We start from the raw sequence: 25209 nt of genomic DNA on the forward strand, positions 1-25209 counted from the left end.
GGAAAGCGACCGCGTACCTGATCGGCAATGTGCTGTACGCCGTGCAGATGACGAGCGTCGACCTTGCGGCCGGCCTCTACGCGCCGCTGCGGGTGGTTCTCTTTGAAAACGCGGAAGGCGGCTCGACTTTCGAGTACGACAAGCCGTCCACGCAGTTCGGCCAGTTCGGCCAGCCGGAGATCGACCGGATCGCGGCGATCCTCGACGAGCGGCTCCATGCAGTCCTGCTCAAGGTGGCGACGCCATGACGACGCATTGCCTGAAGACGCTGGCCTTGATCGCAGCCGCCAGCGTGCTGGCACTGGCCTCGCCGATCGCGTCCGCGCAAGGCTATCCTTCGCGACCCGTCAAGATCGTCGTGCCGTACACCGCCGGCGGGCCAGTCGACCAGCTGGCGCGGGGCCTCGCGGAGCGGCTAGGCAAATCGACGGGGCAGCCGTTCATCGTCGAGAACAAGCCGGGCGGCAATACCATCGTCGCCGCATCGATGGTCGCCAAGGCGCCGGCTGATGGCTATACGCTGTTCATGGCTTCGTCCGCGAGCCTGGCCGTGAATCCGCTGGTCTACAACAAGCTGGCATACGACCCGGACCGCGACTTCGCCCCCGTGTCCCTGGTCGCGTCGGCGCCGCTGGTGATGGTGGTCGGAAACGCCACGCCGGCGACCCGATTGAAGGACCTGATCCCCTACATCCGCAGTCGCGAAGGCAGCTTTGCCTATGCCTCCAACGGCAACGGCAATCCGCTGCACCTGGCCTGTGCGCTCTTTGCATCGATGGCCAACGTGGACATGCTGCACGTGCCCTACAACGGCACCGCGCCCGCCCTTGCGAGCGTGCTTGCCGGCGACACGCAGATGACCTGCGACATCGTGCTGAACTCGATGCCGCAGATCAAGGCGGGAAAGCTCCGTCCGATCGGCATCGTGGGCCCCCGGCGCGTCGCAGCGCTTCCCGACGTGCCGACCTTGGCGGAAGAAGGGCTGCTCGGGGTCGATGCTGCGGTCTGGTTCGCACTGGTGGCACCCGCGAACACGCCTGCCGAGGTGGTGGCCAGGCTGAACAAGGAGGTCGTCAAGGCCATCGACGATGTGGCCATGAAGGCGCGGTTCAGCGCCATGGCGATGGAGCTCGGCAGCAGCTCGCCGCAGGACGTCGTCGACCTGACGAATCGTGAACGCAGCAAGTGGGCGGCTGTCGTGCGCAAGCACGGCATCAAGGTCGAATGAGCAACGCTGCGATGACCGCGAAGCCGCTCGCGATGGTACCGCCGGAAGCCTGCGTGATCGTGGGTGGCTGCAACGGCCTGCACTGCATCCCGGCGGCGCAACAAGCCGAGTACTACCGCGCGCAGAAGTACGTGGCGCTGCTCGGCCTCGTTTGCCTGCCCGTGCTGGTCTACCTTCTGAACTGAGGCTTCGTTTTCTCTTCTCGGCGCGGCCTTCCTCGTACGTATTGGCGAACGAAAGTCGTTCAGAGGCCCGAGACCCGCTGGCGATCGAAGAAGCTCCTGCGCCAAGGCAGGATCTGAACCGACCCGAACAAGCCGCCGGTGCTGAAGGGGTCGTCGCCGACGAAGCGCTCCGCCGCGGCGCGATCTTCGGTGTCGACGATGATCATGCCGCCGATCGCCTTGCCGTCGTCGTCCAGCACGGCGCCGCCGGCCAGCATCTGGTCCTGGCGGGCCGCAAGGTAGGCGAGGTGCCGCGGCCTCAGGTCGGCCCGCAGGCGCTCGGCGCCGGGCTTGTCGTACGCAAGGATGATGAAGGGCATGGTGGCGGGCGGGCTCAGCTGGTCGTGATGTCGGCCTTCTTGATGATCGCGCCCCAGGTGTCCATCTCGCGTGCGATGAAGGCCCGGAATTCCGCAGGCGTGCTGCCGACCGGGTCCGCGCCGTTGGAGACCAGGGCCTCTCGCGTTGCCTTGGTCTGCAGCGCCTTGCGCACTTCGGCGCCCAGGCGTTCCACGATCGAAGCGTCCGTGCCCGCCGGGGCCAGCAGACCGGCCCAGGCGCTGACGTCGAAGGGCTTGCCCGTGATCTCGGCGACAGTGGGCACGTCGGGCAGCGACGGCGAACGCTGCTGCGTCGAGGTCGCAAGGGCACGCAGCTTGCCGGACTTCACCAGCGGCGCCGCCGCGACGACGTTGGCGAACATCAGGTCGACGTGGCCACCCATGACGTCCGACAGCGCCGGACCGGTTCCCTTGTAGGCCGCATGCGTCATCGAGATGCCCGCATCCAGTGCCAGCAGTTCCATCGCCAGGTGGTCGGCCGTGCCGCTGCCGGTCGAAGCGAAGGCCAGCCGCCGGGTCTTCGCGAGCGCGAGGACATCCGCCAGCGACCGGACCGGCGACGCCGGCGAGGTCACCATGATGAAAGGCGACTGCACCGCAAGGCTGATCGGCGCGAAGGCCTTGAGCGTGTCGAAGGGCAGCGCCTTCATGAGCCACGGATTGGTGACATGCGGGACACTGGCCAGCAGCAGCGTGTAGCCGTCGGGCGGCGAACCGGCCACGTACTCGGAGCCGATCACGGTGCTGGCGCCGGGCCTGTTCTCGACGATGAAGGTCCGGCCGAAACCCTCTGAGAGTCCGGAGGCGAGCGCACGCGCGACGACGTCCGTGCCTCCGCCGGCGGTGAAAGGCACGATGACCTTCACGGGCCGGGCCGGGTAGCCGTCCGCCGCGCGCGACGGCAGCACGGCAGCCGACAGGCATGCGCCCCCCAGCAATGTCACGATCTCGCGACGGTTCATGTGAATCTCCTCGGTGCGGCTGCAATGGACAGCGCGGGGTGTGGATGAGACGCCCGTCTAGGCGTTGAAATGGAGCCGCTGGCCGCTGTGCGGCCACGGCAGGGAGACCAGTTGACCGGCGCCGGACAGGGTGACAAAGGCGGTCTTGAGATCGGGCCCGCCGAAGCAGATGTTGGTGACGTAGGTGTCCGGAAACGCGACCTGGGACCTCAGTTCACCGCTCGGCGCGATGACCGAGATCGCCCCCGTGATCAGCGTGGCGACGCAGATTTGGCCCCCGGCGTCCAGCGCCAGGCTGTCGAAGCGCTGGAAGCCCGGCAGCCCGCACACCAGGCGCCCGCCGTGCGGCGAGGGGAAGGGATGCTTGCGGATGCATCCCGCCTCGACCAGGTCGAAGGCCCACAGGCGGGCGGTCTCCGTCTCGGCCACGTAGACCGTGGCGCCATCGGGCGAGAGGCCGACGCCATTGGCGGCCAGCAGGGGATAGGCGACCTCGACGATGCGGGAGCCGTCGGGCAGTGCGTAGTAGAGGCCGCCGTTGTCGCGCGACCGTGCGTGCTTCTTGCCGAAATCGGTGAAGTAGAACCCGCCCAGCGCATCGAACACGAGGTCGTTCGGCGACGAGAGCCGATGGCCATCGCAATGGGTGTAGAGCACGCGGCCGTCGCCGGTCGCGAGATCGAATCTTCGGATGCTGCCGCCCTGGTAGCCGGGCGCTGGGCCGATCGAGGTGAAGCGCCCCGGCGCATAGGCGCTACCGCCGTTGTCGCAGACGTAGAGCGCGCCGTCGGGTCCGATCGCCGCTCCGTTCGGCCCGCCGCCGCAATCGGCGACCTGTTCGACGCGGCCTTCGGGCGTGACGCGGATGATCCTGCCCGCACGCATCTCCACAAGCACCACCGAGCCGTCGACCAGGGCCACGGGACCCTCAGGAAATTGCAGACCTTCGGCGAGGATTTTCATGTACGTCGTGCCAGCCAACCCGGCGCCGAGCGCCGAAAGAAGACTTCTGTCTCCAATGAACTTTGCGCCGACGATATCGAAGTGACGCGGCCACCTCAATGACAATTAAGTCATGTGAGAAATGAGTAAAACTCATTCAATGGGATGGTCCTCGGCTGCCTCGGCCTCGGCCGCGATCCACGCCTCGAAGTCGCTCACGCGCTTGGGCACCGGCCGCTCCGCGCGCCAAGCCATGAAATAGCCGCCCTCGGTGGGCACGCGCAGGTCGAAAGGCGCCACCAGCCGGCCGCTCGCGAGGTCGTCGCGCACGAAGGCCAGCAGCGCCACCATCACGCCGAGTTGTTCCGCCGCGGCCTGGTAGGCCATGGCCGCGTTCTCGAACTTGAGGCCGCGGTTGCCGTCGATCCCTTGCGTTCCGGCGGCCGCCAGCCAGGTCGGCCAGTCCTGCGGCCGGTTCAGCGAACACAGCAGCGCGTGCTGCGCGAGGTCGGCGGGCTCGCGCAACGGCGGGTCGCGATCGATGAGGCCCGGCGCGCAGACCGGCAGCAGCGTCTCGCGGAACAGCAGCCTGAAGCCCGCGCCGGTGGGCGGGCGGGGCTCGGAATGGATGCTGACGTCGACGTCGTCGCGATCGAAGTCGGCCGGCTTGTGAGAAGTGGTGATCTGCACGTCGACCTGCGGATGCAGCGCATGGAAGCGTGCCAGCCGCGGGATCAGCCAGCGGATCGCGAAGGTGGGCGGCACCTTGATGCGAAGCAGCCGCTCGTCGGAGCGCTGCTGCAACTGGCGCGTGCCGTGCTCGATCTGGTCCAGCGCGACGCGCATGCTGGCGAAGTACGACTGGCCTGCGGAAGTCAGCCGGATGCCATGCCTTCCGCGATCGAACAACTGCACCTCGAGCCAGCCTTCCAGCGTGGCGATGTGACGGCTGACCGCCCCCTGGGTCACGCAGAGTTCCTGCGCGGCACGAGTGAAGTTGCCGCAGCGCGCTGCGGCCTCGAAGGCGCGTAATGCATTGAGAGGGGGCAGACGACGGCTCATGGGACTGAATTTTACTCATACCTTGCATGCCTTTATTGTGATTGCCGCGCCCCGGCGCCCCACATAGGATCGCAGCGGAGAACCTACAACCAGGAGACACCGAATGATGAAGAAATTGCATGTCTGGCTGCTCGCATCCAGCCTGCTTGGATGGCATGCCGCGGCGCCGGCGCAGGACGCCGCGGCGTCCTATCCGAATCAACCGATCAAGCTGATGGTCCCGTGGCCCGCGGGCGGAGGCGTGGACACGACCGCGCGCATCGTGTCGGATCTGCTGGGCCACCGACTCGGCCAGCCCTTCGTGATCGACAACCGCGGCGGCGCAGGCGGCAACATCGGCACCGAGCTGGCAGCCCGCCAGAAGCCGGATGGCTACAACCTGCTGATGTCATCGATCAGCCCCAACGCGGTCAACATCAGTCTCTACGGCAAGCTGGGCTTCGATCCGGTCAAGGACTTCGAGCCGATCATCTACGTCTCGGCCGTGCCCAACATCCTTGTGGTGCCCGCCAATTCTCCGTTCAAGTCCGTCAAGGACGTGATCGACGCGGCGCGCGCCAACCCGGGCAAGCTCAACTATGCCTCGGGCGGCGTCGGCTCCTCGCAGCACCTGGCGGCCGTGCAATTCGCGTTGGCGGCCAAGATCGACATCGTCCACGTGCCCTACAAGGGAACCGCGCCGGCCGAGACCGACGTGGCGGCGGGACACGTGTCGCTGATGCTCGACACCACCACCTGCCTGCCCTTCATCGCTGGCGGCAAGATGCGCGCGCTGGCGGTCGCTTCCAAGACGCGCAACCCGGCCCTGCCTGATGTGCCGACCTTCGATGAAGTGGGACTGCCCAACGTCTATGCCTCGTCGTGGTATGGCTTGTCGGCGCCGGCCGGCACGCCGCGCGCCATCATCGACAAGCTCAACGCCGAGGCCAACGCGGTGCTCAAGTCGCCCGAACTGCAAAAGCGCATGCTGGCGTTCGGCGCCGAAGTCGGCGGCGGCACGCCCGAGGACTTCGGCCGTTTCATGGCCAGCGAAACCAAGCGCTATGCCGAGATCGTCCGCATCTCGGGCGCCAAGCTCGACTGATTCATTTCCGCACGCCGGTCACTCCCATGTCACTCGCCCCCGCTCCGCTTACGCTCTTTGACAAGATCTGGAAGCCGCACGTCGTGATGCAGCGCGACGACGGCCAGAGCCTGCTGTACGTCGATCGCCACCTCGTGCAGGACGGCTCGGCGCCCGCCTTCGAGATGCTGCGCCAGCGCGGCCTCGGTGTGCGCCGGTCGGACCTCGCCTTCGCGACGCCCGACCATTACGTGCCCACCGGCAGCCGCGTGCTGGCCGACATCGCCGACGCCGAGAAGCGCGCGATGGCGCAGGCGTTGCAGGATGACAGCGCCGCCGCAGGCATCCGCTTCTTCGGCCTCGACGACGAGCGTCAGGGCATCGTCCACGTCGTCGGCCCCGAGCAGGGCTTGAGCCTGCCCGGCGCGGTGATCGTCTGCGGCGACAGCCACACGGCCACCCACGGCGCGCTGGGGGCGCTGGCCTTCGGCATCGGCGCCTCCGAAGTGGCGCACGTCCTGGCGACGCAGACCCTCTGGCAGCGCAAGCCGCGCACGCTGCGCGTGGTCATCGACGGCAGGCTGCCGGAGGGCGTGTCGGCCAAGGACATCATCCTCGGCGTGATCGCGAAGGTCGGGGCCGCGGGCGGCACCGGCCATGTCGTCGAGTACGCCGGAGAAGCGATCCGCGCGCTCTCGATGGAAGGCCGCATGACGGTGTGCAACATGTCGATCGAGGCCGGGGCTCGCGCCGGCCTCGTGGCGCCCGACGACACCACCTTCGAATGGCTGGCGGGCCGCCCCCATGCACCTCACGGGGCGGCCTGGGACACCGCGCTGGCGCGCTGGCGAGGGCTGCCCGGCGACGAGGGCGCCGTGTTCGACAAGGAAGTGCGACTGAACGCCGACGACATCGCGCCGATGGTCACCTGGGGCAACAGCCCCGAGGACGCATTGCCGATCACGGGCCGGGTGCCGGACCCGGCCGATGCGCCCAGCGCCGAACGGCGCGACGCCCTGCAGCGCACGCTGGCCTACATGGGCCTGGAGCCGGGCCAGTCGCTCACGGCGCTGTCGGTCGACCGGGTGTTCATCGGCTCCTGCACCAACGGCCGCATCGAAGACTTGCGCAGCGCCGCGGCGGTGGCGCGCGGGCGGCGCGTGGCCGACGGCGTGGAAGCCTGGGTGGTACCGGGTTCCGGCCTTGTGAAGCGGCAGGCCGAGGCCGAAGGGCTGGACGCCGTCTTCCGGGCAGCGGGCTTCCAGTGGCGGCATGCGGGCTGCTCCATGTGCCTGGGCACCAACGGCGATCAGGTTGCCGCCGGCCAGCGCTGTGCCTCGACCTCGAACCGCAATTTTGTCGGCCGCCAGGGCCCGGGTTCGCGCACCCATCTGATGAGCCCGGCGATGGCCGCGGCCGCAGCCGTCACCGGGCGACTCGCCGACGTGCGGGCCCTGCCTTCCGCCTCCTGAAAAACAGAAACGCACCGACTCGCAACCATGCAAGCTTTCAGTCAAGTTGAAGCCGTCGCGGCGCCGCTGGCCCGCGCGAACATCGACACCGACCAGATCGTGCCGGCGCTCTACCTGCAGAAGCCGCGCTCGGACAACTTCGGCCACTACCTGTTCCACGACGTGCGGCACGATGCGCTGGGCCAGCGCCGACCCGACTTCGTGCTCAATGCCGCCGCGTACGCAGGGGCCCGGATCCTCGTGGCAGGCCACAACTTCGGCTGCGGATCCTCGCGCGAACATGCAGTCTGGGCCCTTCACGACGGCGGCTTCCGCGCCGTGATCGCACCGAGTTTCGGCGACATCTTCCAAGCCAATGCGCTCAAGAACGGCTTGCTGCCGGTGCGCCTGCCCGAGCCGGTGGTCGAAGAACTGCTGGCGGCGCTGCTGGCAGCGCCCGGCACGCAGCTGCGCGTGGACCTGGAAGCCCTGGTGGTGACCGGGCCGCATGGCCGCACCGAACCATTCGCCATCGACCCTTTCGCTCGCCATTGCCTGTTGGAGGGCCTGGACGAGATCGACTACACGCTGACGCAGCGCGCGCGCATCGAGGAATTCGAGCGCCACCACGCGCCGCAATGACTTCCCCTCATTTTCCAGAAAGGATCCAGAAATGAAGATTGCAGTGATGCCCGGCGACGGGATCGGCCACGAGGTGACCGCGCAAGCGGTCAAGGTGCTCAAGGCGGTGGTGGGCCACACCCAGCCATTGGAGCTCGTCGAGGCCGCGATCGGCCAGGCCGGCATCGACGCCGCCGGCGATCCGCTGCCGGCCGCGACGAGCGAGATCGCACGCAAGGCCGACGCGATCCTCTTCGGCTCGGCCGGCATGCCGGGCGACGAGGCCATTCCATTCATGATGCGGCCCGGTGCCAGCCTGCTGCGGCTGCGCAAGGAGCTCGGCCTGTTCGCCAATTTCCGGCCGGCGTTCCTGTTTCCCGAACTCCTCGGCGCCTCCACCCTCAAGCCGGAGGTGGTCGAGGGGCTGGACCTGATGATCCTGCGCGAGCTCACCGGCGACGTCTACTTCGGCGAGCCGCGCGGCAGCGGCATCAACGCGATGGGCGAGCGCGAGGCCTTCAACACCATGCGCTATTCCGAGCCTGAGATCGAGCGCGTCGCGCACGTGGCCTTCCGCACCGCGCGCTCGCGCCAGCGCCGCCTCTGCTCGGTCGACAAGGCCAACGTGCTCGAGGTCATGCAGCTGTGGCGCGAGGTGGTCACGCGCGTGGGGCGGGACTATCCCGACGTGGAGCTCACGCATCTCTTCGTCGACGCGGCCGCGATGCAGTTGATGCGCGCGCCGAAGCAGTTCGACGTCATCGTCACCGGCAACATCTTCGGCGACATCCTGTCCGATGCCGCCGCGATGCTCACGGGTTCCATCGGCATGCTTCCTTCGGCGTCGCTGGCCGCCGGCAGCTTCGGACTCTATGAACCGGTGCACGGCACCGCGCCGGACATCGCCGGCAAGAACCTGGCCAACCCGCTGGCGTCGATCCTCTCGCTGGCGATGATGCTTCGCCTCTCGTTCGATCAGGCGGCCAACGCGGAGCGCGTTGAACGCGCCGTGCGCCGAGTGCTGGCCGACGGGCTGCGCACCGGGGACATCTACCAGTCCGGCTGCACTCGGGTGGGAACGGAGGAGATGGGCGCCGCGGTGGTTGCGGCCATGAACGCGAGGTAGCGATCAGCACTCGCGCCCCAGGTCCCCTTGCCGGGGACCTGCGAGATGCTCTCGCATGCTTCTCGCACGCCAAGTGGGGCCGGACGCCCGCGCAGCGTTCCCGGATCAGCAGTGGTCTGCTCTGCGCCATGCTCCACGCCCATAGACCGGTCGCCTGCGCCGCACCTGCAACGCTGGCTCATTCTGAGCGCTTCCGACCCCTGCCTGCACGGCCGGTGGGAGGCTTCGCGTCTCCTTCGCCACCGCGGTGCGCCTCGAGCTGACGCAACGTCCCTGCCGTCGCTGCCTGGCGGTCGCGCAACTGGCTTATCTCGCGCTCGGCCTGCGCGCGAGCGCGTCGCCGAGGCAGAGCACCGCGCGACCGAACTTGTCGAACGGTTGCGCCGCAAGGAAAGGAGTGACGGTTTGGCTTTGTTCGATGACCCGCTACGGGACTTGTGAGGCCCATCCCACGCTCCTATGATGGTCCGCCAGCCCCCGCCAGCCTCACCAACATCGGAGACCCTCATGAACAGCATCCCATCGAAGCGCACCTTGTCGCGCCGCATCGCGTTGCACTACGGGCTCAGCGCTTTCGGCGCCGGCGTTCTGGCCGCATCTGCCCTCGCCCAGGGCGCCTGGCCCACCAAGCCGGTCTCGCTGGTGGTGGGCTATCCACCGGGCGGACAGACGGACTTCGCCGGGCGCGTGCTCACAGCCGGCATGCAGGCCAGCCTGGGCCAGAGCGTCGTGATCGACAACAAGCCCGGCGTCAACGGCAACATCGCCACCGACTACGTGCTCAAGGCACCGCCCGACGGCTATAAGCTGCTCGTGGGCAACGGCAGCAACATGGTGCTGAACCCGCACACCTACCGCAACACGCCGGTGGCCGATCCGCTCAAGATGACACCCATCGGGCTGCTGCTGACCTCCTCGCTGATGCTGGTCGTGCCGACCAGCCTGCCGGTCAAGGATGTCCCCGAGTTCATCGCCTGGATCAAGGCGCAGGACAAGGCGGGCAAGGCCGTCGATTACGCCTCGGGCGGGCCCGGCAGCCTCGTGCAGACCGCGATGGAGCTGTTCCGCGAGCGCATCGGCAAGCCGAAGATGAGCCACGTGCCGTACAAGGGCAGCAGCCCTGCGATGACCGACCTGATCGCCGGCCGCGTGCCCGCCATGTTCGATGCCTCGTCGGTGGTCGCGCCCTTCCTCAAGTCCGGCCAGCTGAAGGCGCTGATGGTCACCGGCCCCAAGCGGGTGCCTGCGTTCCCCGACGTGCCCACGGCGGCCGAAGCCGGCATCAAGGACTTCCAGATCATCTCCTTCATCGGCCTGTACGGCCCGCCGGGCCTGAGCCCCGACATCGTGAAGAAGGTGAACACGGCGATGAACAGCGCCCTCAAGGAACCCAATGTCCAGAAGACCATCGCCGATCGCGGCGACGACGCCGGTGGCGGCACGCCCGAGCAGCTCGCGGCGCTGACCCGGGACTACTACAAGCTGCTCGGCGAGGTGGTCAAGAACAACGACATTCGCGCCGAGTAGGCAGCTTCGGCGTGTCGTGTTTGAGGCTCGGGCGCGGTCGAGGCCGCCGGTTTGAAGAAGCGCGTCCCGTCAAACGCCGCGAGAGACGTCGTCGCTCGTCGCGGAGGCGACGCTTGACCGGGTGCACACAGCCTTGCTGTCGTGCTTGGCGCCCCGCATAGCGCAAGCGCGAGCCTGTCCGTACTCGAGCGCCTTGCGCGCGAACTGCTACGCCGGATTGCGCCGCGGATGCTCGTCGTCGACGAAGTGCATCACCTGTTGGCCGGGAACTACCGCGAACAGCGCGTCTCCCGCAACCTGCCGAAGTTCCCTGCCAACGACCTGAGGTTCAGGAGCGTGCTGGTCGGCACCCGATGCACCATTGGCCCTGACCACCGGCGCCCTGATGATCAGTCGCTTCACCCCACGCTAGATCAACGTCTGAGCGGGCGGCGCTATTGCGTCGGAGCATCAAACGCTCCACAGCGGCCTCCTAGCGTCTAAGTCTGGCAGGTCTTTGAATCGTTGCGGCTCACAATGAGCTAATAGAGACAGTGAACGAACAACTTGCCGCAGTGCCGCAAGCCCGAGAATCTTTAGGATTGCTGCGGCGCTCCACGGCCGTTTTCAGCAGGGGGGCATGGTTCGTCGTACTTTCCCGCACTCGCAGGCCGTGTTGCAGATGCTGTCTTGCCGGATTCCGTCACACGCATCACCGTGGCATGCCCCGCATAAGTACGCGCGCCCCGTCGATTCGACGCAGGAGGAATATCCGCTTCGATCAGTTTGGCCGTGAAAAGCACGGCACATTTCTCGATGTCGTCGTCGGCATCGATGTTCATGGGAAGTCGCGCGCAACATAGGCGCTGGAGCAGTTGCATAGGCATGGTGATCCTTTACGTTGCTCAATCGCGGCGTCAACCGATCTGAGCTTTTTGCGCTCGCTTATGAGCCAGAAGGATGCGCTTCCTCGGTAGTCCCGGTCCGTGCGTCACCGCACATTGGGACGAACCGTCCGCCCCGGAAGGGTCGAAGAGATCGTTCCGAGTGGCGCCGACGAATCCCCCGTTGGTGTGCTACCGCACAGACCCAAGCGCAGCACGAGCGCAGGGTAGGGCTGTTGGCGTGCGGACCTTCAGCGTTTTGACTGATGGAAGCTCGCTTCGCCACGCAAGGAGATGCAGTGAGCGAAAAAGCGATCATCTATCCGGTACCAGAGGCTGCCATGAAGGGCGCACACGTATCCGGCATGCCGGCCTATCTGAACCTGGTGGCCGAGGCCGACGCCGATCACGGCGCTTACTGGGGACGGTTGGCCCGAGAGTTCGTGAGCTGGAAGACGCCCTTCACGGAATCACTCGATAAGCGAGAGGCGCCGTTCTTCAAGTGGTTCGAGGACGGTACGCTGAACGCCTCCTTCAACTGCCTGGATCGCCATGTCGAGCGCGGCCAGGGCGACAAGGTGGCCATCCTCTTCGAGGCCGACGACGGCCGCATCAACCGCGTCACCTACAGCGACCTGCTGGCGCGCACCTGCCGCATGGCCAACGCCCTGAAGGCGCGCGGCGTCAAGAAGGGCGATCGCGTCGTGATCTATATGTCGATGAGCGTCGAAGGTGTCGTCGCGATGCAGGCCTGCGCCCGCATCGGCGCGACGCATTCGGTGGTGTTCGGCGGCTTCTCGGCGCAAAGCCTTCGCGAGCGCATCACCGGGGCGAGCGCAGTGATGGTGATCACTGCTGATGAGCAGTTGCGCGGCGGCAAGCAGCTTCCGCTCAAGGCCATTGTCGACGAGGCGATGGCGCTTGGCGGCTGCGAGTCGGTCAAGGACGTCATCGTGTACCGGCGCACGGGCCGCCAGATCGCCTGGGAGGCTTCGCGCGACCGCTGGATGCACGAGGAAACACAGGCGCAGGCCGACACCTGCGAGCCCGAGTGGGTCGGTGCGGAGCACCCGCTGTTCATCCTCTATACCTCGGGGTCGACCGGCAATCCCAAGGGCGTGCAGCACTCGACGGGTGGCTACCTGGTGCACGCAGCGGTGAGCTCGACCTGGACCTTTGACTTGAAGGACGAAGACGTGTTCTGGTGCACTGCCGACATCGGCTGGGTCACCGGCCACACCTACATCACCTATGGTCCGCTCGCGATCGGAGCGACTCAGATCATTTTCGAAGGCGTGCCGACGTACCCGGATGCGGGCCGCTTCTGGAAAATGATCCAGGACCACAAGGTCAGCGTCTTCTACACCGCGCCGACCGCCATCCGTTCGCTGATCAAGGCGGCCGAGGCCAACGAGGCGGTGCACCCGAGGAGCTATGACCTCAGCAGCCTGCGCATCCTGGGTTCGGTGGGCGAGCCGATCAATCCGGCCGCCTGGGAGTGGTACCACCAGCACGTCGGCGGCGGCCGTTGCCCCATCGTCGACACTTTCTGGCAGACCGAGACCGGTGGCCACATGATCACGCCCCTGCCTGGCGCGACGCCGCTGGTGCCGGGCTCCTGCACGCTGCCCTTCCCCGGCATAGCAGCCGCTGTCGTCGACGAAACGGGCAACGACGTACCCAACGGCCAAGGAGGGCTCCTCGTGGTGAAGAAGCCCTGGCCCGGGATGATCCGCAACATCTGGGGCGATCCCGAGCGCTTCAAGAGCAGCTATTTTCCGCCGGAGCTCAAGGGCTACTACCTGGCGGGCGACGGCGCCATCCGCGACGCCGAGTCAGGGTACTTCACCATCACCGGCCGTATTGACGACGTGCTCAATGTGTCGGGCCACCGCATGGGCACGATGGAGATCGAGTCGGCGCTCGTGTCCTGCACGGCCCTGGTGGCCGAGGCGGCCGTCGTGGGGCGTCCGGACGAGACGACGGGTGAGACGATCTGCGCCTTCGTCGTGCTGAAAGGCCCGCGGCCGACTGGCGATGAAGCCAGAAAGGTTGCAACCGAATTGCGCAACTGGGTGGCGAAGGCGATCGGCCCCATTGCCAAGCCGAAGGACATCCGCTTCGGCGACAACCTGCCCAAGACTCGCAGCGGAAAGATCATGCGACGCCTGCTGCGGTCGATCGCCAAGGACGAAGCGATCACGCAGGACATCTCGACGCTCGAGAACCCGGCCGTCCTCGATCAGCTCATGGAAAGGAACTGACCATGGAAAACGATCTGACGTCGAGAATCCTGCGCGACCCGAACTACCAGGCGCTCAAATCGAAGCGTTCGCGTTTCGGCTGGTGGCTGGCGGCGGCAATGATGGTCGTGTACTACGGCTTCATCCTGCTGGTCGCCTTCGACAAGCCGTTCCTTGCAACCCGGCTGGGCAGCGGCGTCACGACGATCGGCATGCCGATCGGGCTCGCGGTCATCGTTTTCACCATCGTCATTACCGGCATCTACGTCAACCGGGCCAATGGCGAATACGACAGGCTGACCGACGCCATCGCCAAGGCGGTGCTGAAATGAGCGGCGCCCTCCTTGCGAAGCCGCTGGGCCTGGCGGTCCTGCTGGCGGCAGCCCAAGCCGCCCAGGCAGCCGGCGCCGATCTCGGCCAGCTCGAAAAGCAGCCCACCAACTGGACGGCCATCGGCATGTTTGCCGCCTTTGTCGTCGCCACGCTTTTCATTACCAAGTGGGCCGCGGCGAAGACCAAGAGCGCGGCCGACTTCTATACCGCCGGCGGCGGCATCACGGGCTTCCAGAACGGCATGGCGATCGCGGGCGACTACATGTCGGCCGCCTCGTTCCTTGGCATTTCCGCGGCGGTGATGATCGGCGGCTTCGACGGCCTGATCTATTCGATCGGCTTTCTGGTCGGCTGGCCGGTGGTGACCTTCCTGCTGGCCGAGCGGCTGCGCAACCTGGGAAAGTTCACCTTTGCCGATGTTGCGGCCTTTCGCTTCGAGCAGACGCCCGTGCGCGTGTTCGCGGCATCCGGTACGCTCGTCGTCGTGGCCTTCTACCTGATCGCCCAGATGGTCGGAGCGGGGCAGCTCATCAAGCTTCTCTTCGGCCTGGAGTACTGGATCGCGGTGGTCATCGTCGGCGCGCTGATGATGGTGTACGTGCTGTTCGGCGGCATGACGGCGACGACCTGGGTGCAGATCATCAAGGCCTGCCTGCTGCTCGCGGGCGCCACCTTCATGGCCTTCATGGTGCTTTGGAACTTCGGCTTCAGCCCCGAGGCGATGTTCGCGAAGGCGGTCGAAGTGAAGACCGCCATCGCAACCGCCGCGGGCAAGCCGCCCGCCGAGGCTGCGGCCGAAGGCTTCTCGATCATGGGGCCGGGAGGCTTCATCAAGGATCCGATCTCGGCGATCAGCTTCGGCATGGCGCTGATGTTCGGCACCGCCGGCTTGCCGCACATCCTCATGCGCTTCTTCACGGTGCCCAATGCCAAGGAGGCGCGCAAGTCCGTCCTGTGGGCAACCACCTGGATCGGCTACTTCTACGTGCTGACCTTCATCATCGGTTTCGGCGCCATCACCTTCGTGCTGACCGATCCGCAATTCCTCGACGCCAAGGGCGGGCTGCTTGGCGGCGGCAACATGGCGGCGGTCCACCTCGCGAAAGCGGTGGGAGGCAACGTGTTCCTCGGATTCATCTCGGCGGTGGCCTTCGCAACCATCCTGGCGGTGGTGGCGGGCCTGACCTTGTCCGGTGCATCAGCGGTGTCGCACGACCTGTACGCGACCGTCTTCAAGAAGGGCAAGGCCGACAGCGTGGCCGAGCTGAGGGTGTCGCGCATCACCACCGTGGCGCTGGGCTTCGTCGCTGTGGTCCTTGGCATCGTTTTCGAGAAGCAGAACATCGCGTTCATGGTGAGCCTGGCGTTCGCGATCGCTGCCTCCGCCAACTTCCCTGTGCTGCTGATGTCGGTGCTGTGGAAAGACTGCACCACCCGCGGCGCGGTCATCGGCGGATTTCTCGGGCTCGTCTCGTCGGTGGCGCTGACCGTCGTGTCGCCGGCAGTGTGGGAAGCGACGCTCGGCAATCCGAAGGGTTCCGCGCTCTTCCCGTACCAGTCGCCCGCGCTGTTCTCCATGACCATCGGCTTCGTCGGGATCTGGTTGTTCTCCGTTCTCGACAAGAGCCCACGCGCGGCCAAGGACCGGGCCGGGTTCCTGGCGCAGCAGGTGCGCTCGGAGACCGGCATCGGCGCGGAGGGTGCGTCCGGACACTGAAGTGTCGTTCGCCCCTCTCGGCCCGTGCGCCCTGCGGCCTATTCGATGCCCTTGCCCACAGCGTCGTGCAGGTCGTAGTCGCGGACCATCACCGGTTCGATGGAGCCGCCCGAGACGCGCCTGCGCACGGCCGCATCGATGACCTGGGCGTGAAGCTGGTAGGTCTCCAGCGGCTGGTCATCGCTGGCGGTCGACCGATAACAGTAGTGCAGTGTTTCCTTTCGAATGGTCGCGCCGACGAGTGCGCCATCGATGGGCACCCAGAAATGGACGGAGCCCGAGGCCTCATGAAAGTAGGGAGGGTTCGACATGGGAGGTCCTGGGGTTGCTTTCGCGGCCGTCGATCCAGAGCGACGCCCTGGTTTCGATGGAATGGATGGCATCCCCGCCGTCGGCGAACTTTCTGCAGGAGATGATGTGGCACTGGCATGCCTCTTCGAAGTACAGCATCGCCCCGGCGGCCACGGTGCCGTCGAAGGAAACACCGGTGAGGTGGCTGCGTATCTCCCAGCCGTGATAGGAGAGGCGCACTGAGTCGCGGTCGTATTCCATGATGCCTCGCGTGAACAGGGACTGAGCCCGATGTTCCCTTGTACGCTGCGCACGGCCGGTCGTCAGTTCGGCAGCGTACAGAAGCAGCGGATCGGCCGTCGGACGCCGCGCACCGGGTCAAAGCAATCCGGCGTAGCTTTTCCTGTCCGCGGCATAGCAGGCACAGGCTGTTGCTTCGAGTCCCGGACGATCGAGCACGCTGAGGGTGCCGCGGCTGTACTCGATCAACCCGCTGCGCTGCAGCGAGCCGGCGGCCAGGGTGATACCGACGCGGCGCACACCCAGCATGTAGGCCAGAAATTCTTGAGTCACGTGGAAGCTGTCGGCATGGGCGCGGTCCTGGCTCATCAGGAGCCAACGCGCCAGGCGCGGGCCGATCTGGTGAAAACGCAGGCAGGCGGCTGACGCGGCCAGTTGCGAAAGCGAGACCTGTATGTAGCGGTCCAGCACCCTCTGCAGGGGCGCGCTGCGTGCAAGCTCGCGCCGGAAGTCGGCAGCGGTGATGCGCCAGGCCGCGCCGGCGCCCTGCACCAGGGCGCGCAAGGGAGCGATTTCCACGCCGAGGACGAGATTCGAGCCCAGCATCCCTTCGCGACCCACCATGCCGACCTCCAGCCCGGGGTGCTCGTCGATCTGCGCCACCAGCGAAATGAAGCCGTCAACCGGGAAGTAGACGTGCCGGGTGGCCGCACCCGGCTGGTGGATGACCTCGGCCAGGACCAGATGAATCGGTTCGCAGACATCCAGTAGACGCCTGCGGTCGTTGAGCGGGAGCAGTTCGATGAGGTGATTTTCGATCGCGGCCAAGGAATGCTCCGTGGAGTGGGACGAACCACTCTGCGCGCAATTGTCCGTTGCGACTGTCTGCCAGCGCACAGACCTGATGGCGATGACGTCCTATAAACGATGCTTGCATCAGCAAACGTCGGAAGAAGGCCTCAATGCAAAATCTCACACAACCCTTCGTCAAGCTTTCCGCCGCCAATGCGGATCTCATCACGCGTTTCGCGCAGTCGCAGGATGTGGCCGACCTGGTCAATACGAGCGCCCAGAAATACCTTGAACTGGCGCAGAAGGCCTTTGGAGGGATGCCCGCCTCCGAGGCCCAGGCGGACCTGATCCGCAGTCTCACGGACAACTACTCGACCTTCGCGCGAGAACATGCCGAGAGCCTCATGGGGATGGCCGCCGAAGCACAGGCCCAAATGACTCAGCAGGTGGCGGAGGCCTCGAAGATCGTGAACCCGACAGCTTCAAGCTGAGGCTTGTCGCTGCGCGAGGGCGACGACTTCCTCGAAGGGGTTGCACGAGGTGGCCGCATGGAAAGCGGCCCGATGCACAACCCATGCCACCTCTGCCCGTCTAGTTGGCGATCTTTTCCGGAAGCCCCCTCGAACGTGGAGTTCTACGTGCTCCAACGCACAGACGCGAGACAAGACGACCCGTATAAAAGCGGCAGAGGTTGGGCGCGACAGCTGGCGGCCTCTGCGAGCGAATCGAAATGCAAGAGCAGCACGCCTTGTCTTCCGCTTCGGTGCGCCGCTACCGAAGCTGTTGGTGGGGCACCTTTTCTCCGGCAGCTTCGATGGCCGGCGGTAGCCGGCAAAAGGTACCCATGAACGACATGACCCAACCCTTCACCAACCTGGCCTCGGCCAACGCGGCGCTCGTCACGAACTTTGCGCAGTCGCCGGCGATGTTCGAAATGGCGAACGCCAACGTCCAAAAGTACCTCGAGCTGGCACAGCAATCATTCGGTCGCGTCGTCGTCTCCGACGTTTATGCGGACCTGATTCGCAAGCTCACGGAGAACTACTCGACGTTCGCGCGAGAGTATTCGGCAAGCCTTATGGGTTGGTCCACCCAGGGGCAGAGCCTGTGGGCACAACAGGCTCAGGCGGCGTCGGATCTCCTCGCCGAATCTGGCAAGTCTACGACGACTGCGATGGAAAGGACGTCGGACACAGTCAAGCACCTGCGCGCCAGATAAAGGCATTTCTGCGGGTGCGACGATCCGATCTCCCGCCGGCGAGTACCTCGCTCGTGACCGATGTGCATGGGTGGCGCCAGTCTGTCCGCAGTCGCGCAGTGCGACTGTCTGCCATCGGGCAGACCCCGGGATGAATTGCGGTGCCGGAGGGAGATCAGATCGCGGTCGTTGAAGGAAGAAGCCGATCGTACTCGTTCTTGACCACCGCATAGCACTCGCAGGTGCGCCCCTCCAGTCCCTTGCGGTCGAGCACTGAGATACGGCCTCGCGAGTAGCGGATCAGGCCCGCATGCTGGAGCTTGAGCGCGCCCTCCGTCACCCCTTCGCGACGGACGCCGAGCATGTTGGCGATCAGCTCCTGCGTCATCACGAGCTCGCTGCCCTCCAGGCGGTCCAGGCTCAGCAGCAGCCATCGGCACAACTGCTGGTCCAGCGAGTGGTGCCGGTTGCACACGGCGGTCTGTGCCATCTGCGTGATCAACGCCTGCGTGTAGCGCAACAGCAGGTGCAGCACCGGGCCGGCCCGGTCGAACTCGTCCTTCATGACCTGCGCCGTCAACCGGAAACCCCGACCGGCGCTCTGCACGACCGCGCGGCTGGGCGTCGATTCGCCTCCCATGAAGAGTGAGATTCCGACGATGCCCTCATTGCCGACCACCGCGATCTCGGCCGAGGCCCCGTTCTCCATCACGTACAGCAACGACACGATGGCGGTGGTCGGAAAGTACACGTGGCTCAGTGTCTTGCCGGATTCGTAAAGCACCTGGCCCAGGGGCATGTCGACCGCTTGGAGTTGCGGTAGCCACCGCGCCCACTCCGCCTCGGGCAGGGCGGCCAGCAGATGGTTGCTCAACGGGTCGGAGGATTGACTCATGACGAACCTCCTTGGAAATCGGATTCGTCGGAACGCACTCCCGCAGCGCGTCCGACGCAAGGCCAGTATAGGGATACTGGGCCCTTCTGTGCGCTATCGCACAGACCGGGGGCGCTATGGCACCTGCGCTCGTTTCTCGATCAACCCCGTCAACAGCGCAAGTTGCTGCTTCTGGATCTCCAGCAGTTCTTCCCATTGCCTCTCGCGCAATTGATCGATCTTGTCATGCAGCAGCATGATCTCGAGTTCGGCCTTGAGGTTGACCTCGTAGTCGTGTTCCGCATGGATCCGGTCCTTCTCGGATTGCCGGTTCTGCGACATCAGGATGATCGGCGCCTGCACTGCCGCCAGCATGGAGAGAAACAGGTTGAGCAGGATGAACGGGTAAGGGTCGAAGGTCGTGCCGCGCGTCGCGAAGAGCAGGGCATTGAGCGCGACCCACAGCAGCATGGTGGCGCCGAAGAGTCCGACGAAGGTCCAGGAGCCGCCAAACGACGCGACCGCGTCTGCCGCGCGCTGGCCCCTTGACTGCCCGGCATCGGCCTCCTGCACGACATTGCGCGAAACGGGCGTTCGCTCCGCGACATGTCGCGCGATACGCCGGGTCCGCTCGTCGAGGTCGTCGAAGGGCAAACCCAGAAGCTTTGTTGCGATGTCGTCGAGCTGATGCATGAATGCAAACCGACTACGCCGACCGGAGTGTCCTCATCCGCCGTGAGGCCATGCGGAGATCCGCTCTGTGCTCCAGGACTGCTCTCAAGATGGATTCGGACGACCAGATGGCTGGCGCAGTGGCCTCTTTATCGATCTCGGCGCACAGGGTCTCGTCGAATAGTGGCACCAGGCCGTTCACCAGCCTGGTCTCGACCGCGAGAACGAAAGCGCGGTGCGGGGCGTCGGGCATGACGCGCCCATTCAGATAGTCGAGGACCAGAGTCTCGGCGGCAAACAGGGAGAGTGACATTGCGTCGCCCGATGATGGAATGACGATAGGGTAGCGAGGGGCGCCATCGGCGTCTGTTCGATACCGAACACATGCGAGGGACAAGAGCGGTGAGGGAGCGGTCTACATTGATCCCGACGACGCCGCGGCCATTGCCGCAAGGATCGAAGGATCGGCGTCCCGCCCTGACGAGATGCGCAAAGTCGGACTCGCCAATGCCTCGTCTTATACCTGCACACGGATGGCGTCCAGCTATGTCGAAACCTATCGCAGGGCGCCAAAGAACGCAAAGGCCTCTCGGCCGGCCGGGAGTGGAACGGGGGCACCGATCAGAGACTACGGGTTGTCGACGAGCGCCTTGATCGCCGCGATGGCTTCGTGCCTTGCCTCGTGGAGCGCCGCTCCCTCAGTGCGTGCACCGGTTTCGACATTCGCGACAGGTATCCGGTCGTCGATTTGGTAGGACTAGGTCCAACGCTCCCCGATGTGCAAGACGACGATCGTCACCCGGTGCCCGTGATGTTCAAACTGCGCGTTCGCCATGCGATGCCTCCGACAGGCGCGAACCTCGGCTGCCCCCTTGCATCAGATGCAGGTGCGTTTGCTCCACAAGGACATGCCTGGCGAAAGCCAGCAGATCGCCCTCCGACGGACCGGGCCCATTGCCGCACAGTTGCTCCCGAAAAGCGAGAACGATCCTGTCGTGAGCGAGCTGACGTGCAGCCAAGGCTTGCGCGATCAGTAAATCCTCAGACATTGCTCCGGCGGCCGGGTCCATGACTTTGCTCCGAATTCAGGTTACCTCTTTGTCTGGAGAATCTGGGACAGTCGCCGGCATCGAGGTACCACGCTTGCGAGTGGGTGCCGAAGCAACCTCTACCAGCGCCGGACTGACTGTCGCCTTGGAGCATGGGGCGATTCGTGGGCCCCGTCTGTGCGCCGCCGCACGGCCCGCCGAGCGTGGAACCGTGGTACGTGTGGACGCGTCACGGGTGCGTTGAGCGCCTGTGGTGGCGAGGAGGCTAGTTCAAGGGTGCGCCACGAATCGTGTCTGAAGCCATCGCCGCGGATACCAACCTCACCAAGGCCGACGCTGCCCGAGCTTTGGATTCCGCGCTCGAGAACCTGGCCGGCGCCTTGGCCAAAGGCGAGGGCGTGCAGTTGGTTGGCTTCGGCAACTTCATCGTTTCGAACCGCGCCGAACGTTCGGGTCGCAATCCGCCAACCGGCGAGCCTGTGACTATGAAGGCGAGCAAGGCCGTGAAGTTCACTGCTGGCAAGTCCTTGAAGCATGCGGTGAATGGAGCGGTGTGATTTCACGCTTGCTTGGCGTCCTTGACCTGGATTACGGATCAGCTTGTTGCTTCTAGTCGGATTTCTCTGGCGAAGTCGGAAACCCATGAGAGCGGACGGCTGGGTTTTGCTTCGCGACCGGCAGGTTGTCGCTCGTCGACCCGGCCAGTCGCAGTGGCGCGATCAGCTCCCGAATTCGACTGGTTGCCGCCGCTCGAACTGCTGCGCCGAACGACGGAGAGACCGACGTCGGCGACTGACTGCGCACGGCTGACCTGCACCGCTGAACGACGGGCGGCTATGCCCACCGCTTCGCCGTCGCCGCGCCGCCCCTCAGTTCCGGCGGAGTGCACCCGAAATGTGCGGCGGGAAGACAGACGGTTGTCTCGCCGGGTCGAGGTGGGGCTGAGGTTCCCTCGGTACGTAAGGATTCGCCAAGAGCCGCACGACCGGTGCGGTGTCGATGTTCCCCTCGTGCGGGGACGGCCCCATTTCGGGATGCAAGCGGTATTCCCGCTGACTCTCGCGTTGTAACGCTCAATGGCAGGTAGGTCGGAGTCGTACATGTCTCGCGTGCCTTGTCATTTGGTGTCCAGACCTCAGGCCGAGGCCTCCGGAAGTTCATAGTGCATATGTCGCAGCTCAAGTCCAAGGAGAGGTCCCATCTGTGCGGACGCTCGAGAGCTGTCGGGCACCCTAACCATGGCCTCTCGCGGCGACGAACCCGCGCGCAGGGACCCGAGCCCCATTGGACCTGCAGCAAGCCAAACCCCCTGAACATACCAGTATGTAATACAAATTGACTATTGATGAGCGTCGGCCGCTAAATGGCCCGGGCCGCCCATTTCGCACGGCCTGAGGTCAGCAAGGAGTCACACATGTCAGCTGCTGTTGTTCAGTATGTATTCAAACCCAACCCGGGCACCAAGATGCAAGACCTGCTCGGGATTATTAAAGAAGCTGCCGAGATGTGGAGGAAGCATGGCGCGGATGTGAGCCTTTGGAGTGTGCAAGTTGGTGAGGTTGGGAACATGACTTTCGTCGCGCGTTCCGAATCGACCGCGAAACTAGGGGCCACCCTCGACGCCCTCAACAACGACCCGAACTTCGCTGCTTGGCGTGCCAAGAACGTCCAGGCGGGATTGGCAACCTGGGTGCGTAGCAATCAGGCTTACGAAATCCCAATCTGAGCGTCATCCGTTCAGAGGAGAGACGCGCCCGCGAACGACTGGTTCTGGCCCGGTAGGCCCAGTTCGAGGGACCGGATTCGAGCGCGTGCTTCAGACTGGTTGCGGTCAGTGTCGCTTGGAACCATGGCTGTCGCTGATGGGCCCCTGACCCGACATTCGAAACCTCAAATCGGCAACCCTGAAACAGCCGCTCAACATGTTTGGTCCACGAGCGAGGCGAACCGCCACAATGTCAACATGCAAACCCCAGACCTGCGCAGTCGCCTTCTGGCAATCCTGGCCGCTGACGCCGCAGGCTATTCGCGCCTGATGTCGCTTGACGAGCGCGGCACCGTCGCGGCGCTTGACGCCGCGCGCGCGGTATTCCGCGAGCATATCGCCCTGCATGGCGGACGAGTGATCGATACGGCCGGTGATTCGGTGCTGGCGGTGTTCGATAGCGCCGCGGGTGCGGTCACGGCGGGACTCGCGGCACAGCGAGACCTGGCAGGGCTCGCGACCGGCTTGCCCGAAGACCGTTGCATGTACTTTCGCATCGGCGTGCACCTGGGCGATGTGATCGAGAAGGCCGACGGTACGGTGTACGGCGATGGAGTGAACATCGCGGCCCGGCTGCAGGGTCTTGCCGAACCGGGTGGCATCACAATTTCGGATTTGATCCGTCACGCGGTCAAGGGCAAGGTGGCGGTCAACTTCGAGGACCAAGGCGAGCAGACGGTCAAGAACATTGCCGATCCCGTTCGTGCATACCGGGCCCGCCCTTCAGGCGACGCACCGACCACACCCGGCTTGCCTTCGATCGCAGAGATTCCGCCGACCGTCGGCGACATCGCTTTGCCGCTGCCCGACAAGCCGTCGATTGCGGTGCTGCCCTTTACCAACATGAGTGGCGACCTGGAGCAGGGTTACTTCGCCGATGGCATCAGCGAGGACATCATCACCGAGATCTCCCGCATCCCCGCGCTGTTCGTCATTGCACGCAATTCGGCCTTTACCTACAAGGGGAAGGCCGCCAAGATCCAGGACATCTGCCGCGACCTCGGTGTTCGCTACGTCCTGGAAGGCAGCGTTCGCAAATCGGGACAGCGGATGAGGGTGACCGCGCAGCTGATCGACGGCGACACGGGCGGTCATCTCTGGGCGGAACGCTACGACCGGGAACTTGCCGACATTTTCGCGGTGCAGGACGACATCACCGAGCAGATCGTCCATGCCCTGGAGATCAGGCTCACGGAGACCACGAGCACGGCGACCTCGCGCCTGGAAACCGAGAACCCGCAGGCCTACGATTGCGTCTTGCGCGGGCGCGAGCAGTTTCGCCTGTTCACGAAGGAGGGCAACGCCGCAGCGCGGCTGCACTACGACAAGGCGATCGAACTCGACCCGGACTATGCGCAAGCCCATGCGGGTCTCGCCCTGACCTGCTTGCACGATTGGTTCACCGGTTCATCGCAAGCGCTGGAGCGGGCCTTCGAACTGGCGCAGTTGGCCAAGAGGCTCGATCCGGGCCTGCCCCTGGTGTACGAGGCACTGTCCAGCGTCCTTCTCTTCAAGAGGCAACACGACGAAGCCATCGACGCCGCCAGACGATGGACCGAGATCGAGCCGAGCAACGCCGAGGCCTACGGCTGCCTCGCCGGCATCCTGAACTTTGCCGGCCAGCCCGAGCGGGTGGCCGAGTTGATCGAAAAGGCAAAGCGCCTCAACCCGTTCCATCCCTTCTACTACACCCTCTACGTCGGCCACGCCTGCTTCTTGATGGGTCGTTTCAAGGATGCCGTGCAGTTCATCAAGCGAAGCATCGCCCACAACCCCGAGTCGCTACCCGCGCATTTCTTTCTCGCCGCGTCCCACGGCCAGCTAGGCGAGGACACCCTTGCGAAAGAGGCGTTGGCGGAGGTTTGGCGCATCAGTCCCGGATTCTCGATGGCATCGGTGCGGGCCATCGCAGCCTACAGGCGTGCAGCCGATCTGGACTTGCTGACTGAAGGGCTGCGCATGGCGGGGCTGCCGGAAGTAGCGCCCAGGCAGTGACGATTCCGCTGGCGCCTCTGACCAACGTCAACCGCGTGATGAAGTACTCACGCACTGCAGGCCTGCACCGATATGGAACTGGGCCGCTGCTGGGAGCTCAGGAATTGGCAGCATCGGGCCAAGTCCCACCCAAATTGGGCCGCCCACAAGGAGCCGTTCGTCAAAGTCCGCTCCTGGGCCGACTGTAGCCGCACAAGCTGCGCTCCGGGTCACGTTCCTGATTGTCCACGCCGCTGCCTAGCACCTGCGGACTGGAGCTCGGCCCGCAGCGCCTTGTACCTGCGGTGCAGAGTGTGCAGCCAGAGCGCCCCACCGGCGAGTGCCGCGCCGAGAAGCCATGCAGCGCCAGACGGTGCGTACTCCGAATGCCAGTTCTACGGATGCCTGCTCCGTAAGCGGCCAGTCTCCCCACCTTGAGATCAGAGGCCAAGCCGGAGACCATGCTGTCCACCTAAGAACTTATCCGTAAATAGGTAAACTGTCGATCCGAGCCGCATTGGGCGCGGCGATGGATCGAGATCTTGGCGAAACGTGTTGAGTCGTGGGTGGTGACCGATGAGTTCTGGCAGCGTGTGGAGCCGCTGATTCCTGCGCGCTCGGCGGCAGACAAGATCTATGTGCGCAAGCCAG

The 25209-nt window shown here is 65.2% G+C and carries 29 protein-coding genes; 17 read left to right on the forward strand and 12 right to left on the reverse strand.

The features are described from left to right. From AC1DF3_RS34220 to AC1DF3_RS34230, 3 genes are all read left to right on the forward strand, one after another. Positions 1-248: DUF302 domain-containing protein (locus AC1DF3_RS34220; protein WP_478142423.1), on the forward strand; the 248-nt coding region annotated here is incomplete at its 5' end. Further along, positions 245-1228 carry a Bug family tripartite tricarboxylate transporter substrate binding protein gene (locus AC1DF3_RS34225; RefSeq protein ID WP_286537395.1) on the forward strand — a complete coding sequence of 328 codons (984 nt, stop codon included), beginning with the start codon at positions 245-247 and terminating at the stop codon, positions 1226-1228. The genes AC1DF3_RS34220 and AC1DF3_RS34225, both read left to right, overlap by 4 nt. Continuing rightward, the gene (locus AC1DF3_RS34230; RefSeq protein ID WP_286537392.1) at positions 1225-1413 is read left to right on the forward strand and encodes a hypothetical protein; all 189 of its coding nucleotides are present in this window, start codon (positions 1225-1227) and stop codon (positions 1411-1413) included. Before AC1DF3_RS34225 ends, AC1DF3_RS34230 begins: the two co-directional genes overlap by 4 nt. Positions 1414-1472: 59 nt before the next feature. On the opposite strand, the gene AC1DF3_RS34235 is transcribed toward AC1DF3_RS34230, so the two are convergent. The 4 genes from AC1DF3_RS34235 to gcvA all read right to left on the reverse strand — a co-directional run bounded on the left by AC1DF3_RS34235 (position 1473) and on the right by gcvA (position 4759). After that, complete coding sequence (locus tag AC1DF3_RS34235) at positions 1473-1772, reverse strand: YciI family protein (protein ID WP_286537390.1); 300 nt, start codon at positions 1770-1772, stop codon at positions 1473-1475. Between the two features lie 14 nt (positions 1773-1786). Continuing rightward, positions 1787-2755, reverse strand: a complete 969-nt coding sequence (locus AC1DF3_RS34240; RefSeq protein ID WP_286537388.1) for a Bug family tripartite tricarboxylate transporter substrate binding protein — start codon at positions 2753-2755, stop codon at positions 1787-1789. Positions 2756-2812: 57 nt separating this feature from the next. After that, complete coding sequence (locus tag AC1DF3_RS34245; protein WP_286537385.1) at positions 2813-3718, reverse strand: SMP-30/gluconolactonase/LRE family protein; 906 nt, start codon at positions 3716-3718, stop codon at positions 2813-2815. Between the two features lie 132 nt (positions 3719-3850). Further along, complete coding sequence (gcvA, locus tag AC1DF3_RS34250; RefSeq protein ID WP_286537384.1) at positions 3851-4759, reverse strand: transcriptional regulator GcvA; 909 nt, start codon at positions 4757-4759, stop codon at positions 3851-3853. A 103-nt stretch (positions 4760-4862) separates the two neighbouring features. Here gcvA and AC1DF3_RS34255 point away from each other — a divergent pair, with 103 nt between their 5' ends. The 6 genes from AC1DF3_RS34255 to AC1DF3_RS34280 all read left to right on the forward strand — a co-directional run bounded on the left by AC1DF3_RS34255 (position 4863) and on the right by AC1DF3_RS34280 (position 11030). Beyond that, the gene (locus AC1DF3_RS34255) at positions 4863-5843 is read left to right on the forward strand and encodes a Bug family tripartite tricarboxylate transporter substrate binding protein (protein ID WP_286518826.1); all 981 of its coding nucleotides are present in this window, start codon (positions 4863-4865) and stop codon (positions 5841-5843) included. A gap of 26 nt (positions 5844-5869) precedes the next feature. Further along, the gene (leuC, locus tag AC1DF3_RS34260) at positions 5870-7294 is read left to right on the forward strand and encodes a 3-isopropylmalate dehydratase large subunit (protein ID WP_478142425.1); all 1425 of its coding nucleotides are present in this window, start codon (positions 5870-5872) and stop codon (positions 7292-7294) included. A 27-nt stretch (positions 7295-7321) separates the two neighbouring features. Continuing rightward, on the forward strand, positions 7322-7915 hold the full coding sequence (leuD, locus tag AC1DF3_RS34265) for a 3-isopropylmalate dehydratase small subunit (RefSeq protein ID WP_286537380.1): 594 nt from the start codon (positions 7322-7324) through the stop codon (positions 7913-7915). Between the two features lie 31 nt (positions 7916-7946). Continuing rightward, a complete protein-coding gene (gene leuB, locus AC1DF3_RS34270) occupies positions 7947-9020 on the forward strand; it encodes a 3-isopropylmalate dehydrogenase (protein ID WP_478142426.1) in 1074 nt (357 codons plus the stop codon). Between the two features lie 507 nt (positions 9021-9527). After that, positions 9528-10547, forward strand: coding sequence for a Bug family tripartite tricarboxylate transporter substrate binding protein (locus AC1DF3_RS34275; RefSeq protein WP_286537376.1), 1020 nt, complete (start codon positions 9528-9530; stop codon positions 10545-10547). Positions 10548-10688: 141 nt separating this feature from the next. Beyond that, positions 10689-11030 (forward strand): TniB family NTP-binding protein, encoded by a 342-nt coding sequence (locus AC1DF3_RS34280; RefSeq protein WP_478142427.1) that lies wholly within the window; start codon positions 10689-10691, stop codon positions 11028-11030. Positions 11031-11122: 92 nt separating this feature from the next. On the opposite strand, the gene AC1DF3_RS34285 is transcribed toward AC1DF3_RS34280, so the two are convergent. Continuing rightward, positions 11123-11368, reverse strand: a complete 246-nt coding sequence (locus AC1DF3_RS34285; RefSeq protein WP_478142428.1) for a hypothetical protein — start codon at positions 11366-11368, stop codon at positions 11123-11125. Between the two features lie 341 nt (positions 11369-11709). Here AC1DF3_RS34285 and acs point away from each other — a divergent pair, with 341 nt between their 5' ends. From acs to AC1DF3_RS34300, 3 genes are read left to right on the forward strand one after another with little or no spacing between them, the layout of a single operon-like run. Then, on the forward strand, positions 11710-13674 hold the full coding sequence (acs, locus tag AC1DF3_RS34290) for an acetate--CoA ligase (protein WP_478142429.1): 1965 nt from the start codon (positions 11710-11712) through the stop codon (positions 13672-13674). Between the two features lie 2 nt (positions 13675-13676). Beyond that, positions 13677-13985 (forward strand): DUF485 domain-containing protein, encoded by a 309-nt coding sequence (locus AC1DF3_RS34295; protein ID WP_478142430.1) that lies wholly within the window; start codon positions 13677-13679, stop codon positions 13983-13985. After that, the gene (locus AC1DF3_RS34300; protein ID WP_286537499.1) at positions 13982-15703 is read left to right on the forward strand and encodes a cation acetate symporter; all 1722 of its coding nucleotides are present in this window, start codon (positions 13982-13984) and stop codon (positions 15701-15703) included. The genes AC1DF3_RS34295 and AC1DF3_RS34300 overlap by 4 nt, the downstream gene beginning before the upstream one ends. A gap of 38 nt (positions 15704-15741) precedes the next feature. Here the strand turns inward: AC1DF3_RS34300 and AC1DF3_RS34305 are convergent, their stop codons facing one another. From AC1DF3_RS34305 to AC1DF3_RS34315, 3 genes are all read right to left on the reverse strand, one after another. Beyond that, on the reverse strand, positions 15742-16014 hold the full coding sequence (locus AC1DF3_RS34305) for a DUF1488 family protein (protein ID WP_478142431.1): 273 nt from the start codon (positions 16012-16014) through the stop codon (positions 15742-15744). Continuing rightward, a complete protein-coding gene (locus tag AC1DF3_RS34310; protein WP_478142432.1) occupies positions 15989-16255 on the reverse strand; it encodes a hypothetical protein in 267 nt (88 codons plus the stop codon). The genes AC1DF3_RS34305 and AC1DF3_RS34310 overlap by 26 nt, the downstream gene beginning before the upstream one ends. Positions 16256-16372: 117 nt before the next feature. After that, positions 16373-17062 (reverse strand): Crp/Fnr family transcriptional regulator, encoded by a 690-nt coding sequence (locus tag AC1DF3_RS34315; protein WP_478142433.1) that lies wholly within the window; start codon positions 17060-17062, stop codon positions 16373-16375. A gap of 134 nt (positions 17063-17196) precedes the next feature. Here AC1DF3_RS34315 and AC1DF3_RS34320 point away from each other — a divergent pair, with 134 nt between their 5' ends. Further along, positions 17197-17517, forward strand: a complete 321-nt coding sequence (locus tag AC1DF3_RS34320; RefSeq protein ID WP_478142434.1) for a hypothetical protein — start codon at positions 17197-17199, stop codon at positions 17515-17517. Positions 17518-17870: 353 nt separating this feature from the next. Beyond that, positions 17871-18245: a hypothetical protein gene (locus AC1DF3_RS34325; protein WP_478142435.1), complete on the forward strand. Its 375-nt coding sequence runs from the start codon at positions 17871-17873 to the stop codon at positions 18243-18245. Between the two features lie 154 nt (positions 18246-18399). Here AC1DF3_RS34325 and AC1DF3_RS34330 read toward each other — a convergent pair whose 3' ends face one another. From AC1DF3_RS34330 to AC1DF3_RS34345, 4 genes are all read right to left on the reverse strand, one after another. Beyond that, positions 18400-19119, reverse strand: coding sequence for a Crp/Fnr family transcriptional regulator (locus AC1DF3_RS34330; protein WP_478142436.1), 720 nt, complete (start codon positions 19117-19119; stop codon positions 18400-18402). A gap of 114 nt (positions 19120-19233) precedes the next feature. Then, positions 19234-19791, reverse strand: a complete 558-nt coding sequence (locus AC1DF3_RS34335; protein ID WP_301816286.1) for a DUF1003 domain-containing protein — start codon at positions 19789-19791, stop codon at positions 19234-19236. Between the two features lie 13 nt (positions 19792-19804). Further along, complete coding sequence (locus tag AC1DF3_RS34340; RefSeq protein WP_478142437.1) at positions 19805-20083, reverse strand: hypothetical protein; 279 nt, start codon at positions 20081-20083, stop codon at positions 19805-19807. A gap of 502 nt (positions 20084-20585) precedes the next feature. After that, a complete protein-coding gene (locus AC1DF3_RS34345) occupies positions 20586-20840 on the reverse strand; it encodes a hypothetical protein (protein ID WP_478142438.1) in 255 nt (84 codons plus the stop codon). 269 nt (positions 20841-21109) lie between these two features. Here AC1DF3_RS34345 and AC1DF3_RS34350 point away from each other — a divergent pair, with 269 nt between their 5' ends. The 3 genes from AC1DF3_RS34350 to AC1DF3_RS34360 all read left to right on the forward strand — a co-directional run bounded on the left by AC1DF3_RS34350 (position 21110) and on the right by AC1DF3_RS34360 (position 24579). Then, positions 21110-21376: an HU family DNA-binding protein gene (locus tag AC1DF3_RS34350; RefSeq protein ID WP_436411677.1), complete on the forward strand. Its 267-nt coding sequence runs from the start codon at positions 21110-21112 to the stop codon at positions 21374-21376. 857 nt (positions 21377-22233) lie between these two features. Next, the gene (locus AC1DF3_RS34355; protein WP_478142439.1) at positions 22234-22545 is read left to right on the forward strand and encodes a hypothetical protein; all 312 of its coding nucleotides are present in this window, start codon (positions 22234-22236) and stop codon (positions 22543-22545) included. Between the two features lie 237 nt (positions 22546-22782). Beyond that, positions 22783-24579 (forward strand): adenylate/guanylate cyclase domain-containing protein, encoded by a 1797-nt coding sequence (locus AC1DF3_RS34360; protein ID WP_478142440.1) that lies wholly within the window; start codon positions 22783-22785, stop codon positions 24577-24579. The last annotated feature ends 630 nt before the right edge of the window (positions 24580-25209 follow it).

It is taken from the genome of Variovorax sp. 10N432 (genome assembly GCF_056394465.1).

Coding starts and splice junctions, on each gene's coding strand:
- AC1DF3_RS34225 (WP_286537395.1), top strand. CDS start 245: ATGACGACGCATTGCCTGAAGACGCTGGCCTTGATCGCAGCCGCCAGC.
- AC1DF3_RS34230 (WP_286537392.1), top strand. CDS start 1,225: ATGAGCAACGCTGCGATGACCGCGAAGCCGCTCGCGATGGTACCGCCG.
- AC1DF3_RS34235 (WP_286537390.1), bottom strand. CDS start 1,772: ATGCCCTTCATCATCCTTGCGTACGACAAGCCCGGCGCCGAGCGCCTG.
- AC1DF3_RS34240 (WP_286537388.1), bottom strand. CDS start 2,755: ATGAACCGTCGCGAGATCGTGACATTGCTGGGGGGCGCATGCCTGTCG.
- AC1DF3_RS34245 (WP_286537385.1), bottom strand. CDS start 3,718: ATGAAAATCCTCGCCGAAGGTCTGCAATTTCCTGAGGGTCCCGTGGCC.
- gcvA (WP_286537384.1), bottom strand. CDS start 4,759: ATGAGCCGTCGTCTGCCCCCTCTCAATGCATTACGCGCCTTCGAGGCC.
- AC1DF3_RS34255 (WP_286518826.1), top strand. CDS start 4,863: ATGATGAAGAAATTGCATGTCTGGCTGCTCGCATCCAGCCTGCTTGGA.
- leuC (WP_478142425.1), top strand. CDS start 5,870: ATGTCACTCGCCCCCGCTCCGCTTACGCTCTTTGACAAGATCTGGAAG.
- leuD (WP_286537380.1), top strand. CDS start 7,322: ATGCAAGCTTTCAGTCAAGTTGAAGCCGTCGCGGCGCCGCTGGCCCGC.
- leuB (WP_478142426.1), top strand. CDS start 7,947: ATGAAGATTGCAGTGATGCCCGGCGACGGGATCGGCCACGAGGTGACC.
- AC1DF3_RS34275 (WP_286537376.1), top strand. CDS start 9,528: ATGAACAGCATCCCATCGAAGCGCACCTTGTCGCGCCGCATCGCGTTG.
- AC1DF3_RS34285 (WP_478142428.1), bottom strand. CDS start 11,368: ATGAACATCGATGCCGACGACGACATCGAGAAATGTGCCGTGCTTTTC.
- AC1DF3_RS34295 (WP_478142430.1), top strand. CDS start 13,677: ATGGAAAACGATCTGACGTCGAGAATCCTGCGCGACCCGAACTACCAG.
- AC1DF3_RS34300 (WP_286537499.1), top strand. CDS start 13,982: ATGAGCGGCGCCCTCCTTGCGAAGCCGCTGGGCCTGGCGGTCCTGCTG.
- AC1DF3_RS34305 (WP_478142431.1), bottom strand. CDS start 16,014: ATGTCGAACCCTCCCTACTTTCATGAGGCCTCGGGCTCCGTCCATTTC.
- AC1DF3_RS34310 (WP_478142432.1), bottom strand. CDS start 16,255: ATGGAATACGACCGCGACTCAGTGCGCCTCTCCTATCACGGCTGGGAG.
- AC1DF3_RS34320 (WP_478142434.1), top strand. CDS start 17,197: ATGCAAAATCTCACACAACCCTTCGTCAAGCTTTCCGCCGCCAATGCG.
- AC1DF3_RS34325 (WP_478142435.1), top strand. CDS start 17,871: ATGAACGACATGACCCAACCCTTCACCAACCTGGCCTCGGCCAACGCG.
- AC1DF3_RS34330 (WP_478142436.1), bottom strand. CDS start 19,119: ATGAGTCAATCCTCCGACCCGTTGAGCAACCATCTGCTGGCCGCCCTG.
- AC1DF3_RS34335 (WP_301816286.1), bottom strand. CDS start 19,791: ATGCATCAGCTCGACGACATCGCAACAAAGCTTCTGGGTTTGCCCTTC.
- AC1DF3_RS34340 (WP_478142437.1), bottom strand. CDS start 20,083: ATGTCACTCTCCCTGTTTGCCGCCGAGACTCTGGTCCTCGACTATCTG.
- AC1DF3_RS34345 (WP_478142438.1), bottom strand. CDS start 20,840: ATGGACCCGGCCGCCGGAGCAATGTCTGAGGATTTACTGATCGCGCAA.
- AC1DF3_RS34355 (WP_478142439.1), top strand. CDS start 22,234: ATGTCAGCTGCTGTTGTTCAGTATGTATTCAAACCCAACCCGGGCACC.
- AC1DF3_RS34360 (WP_478142440.1), top strand. CDS start 22,783: ATGCAAACCCCAGACCTGCGCAGTCGCCTTCTGGCAATCCTGGCCGCT.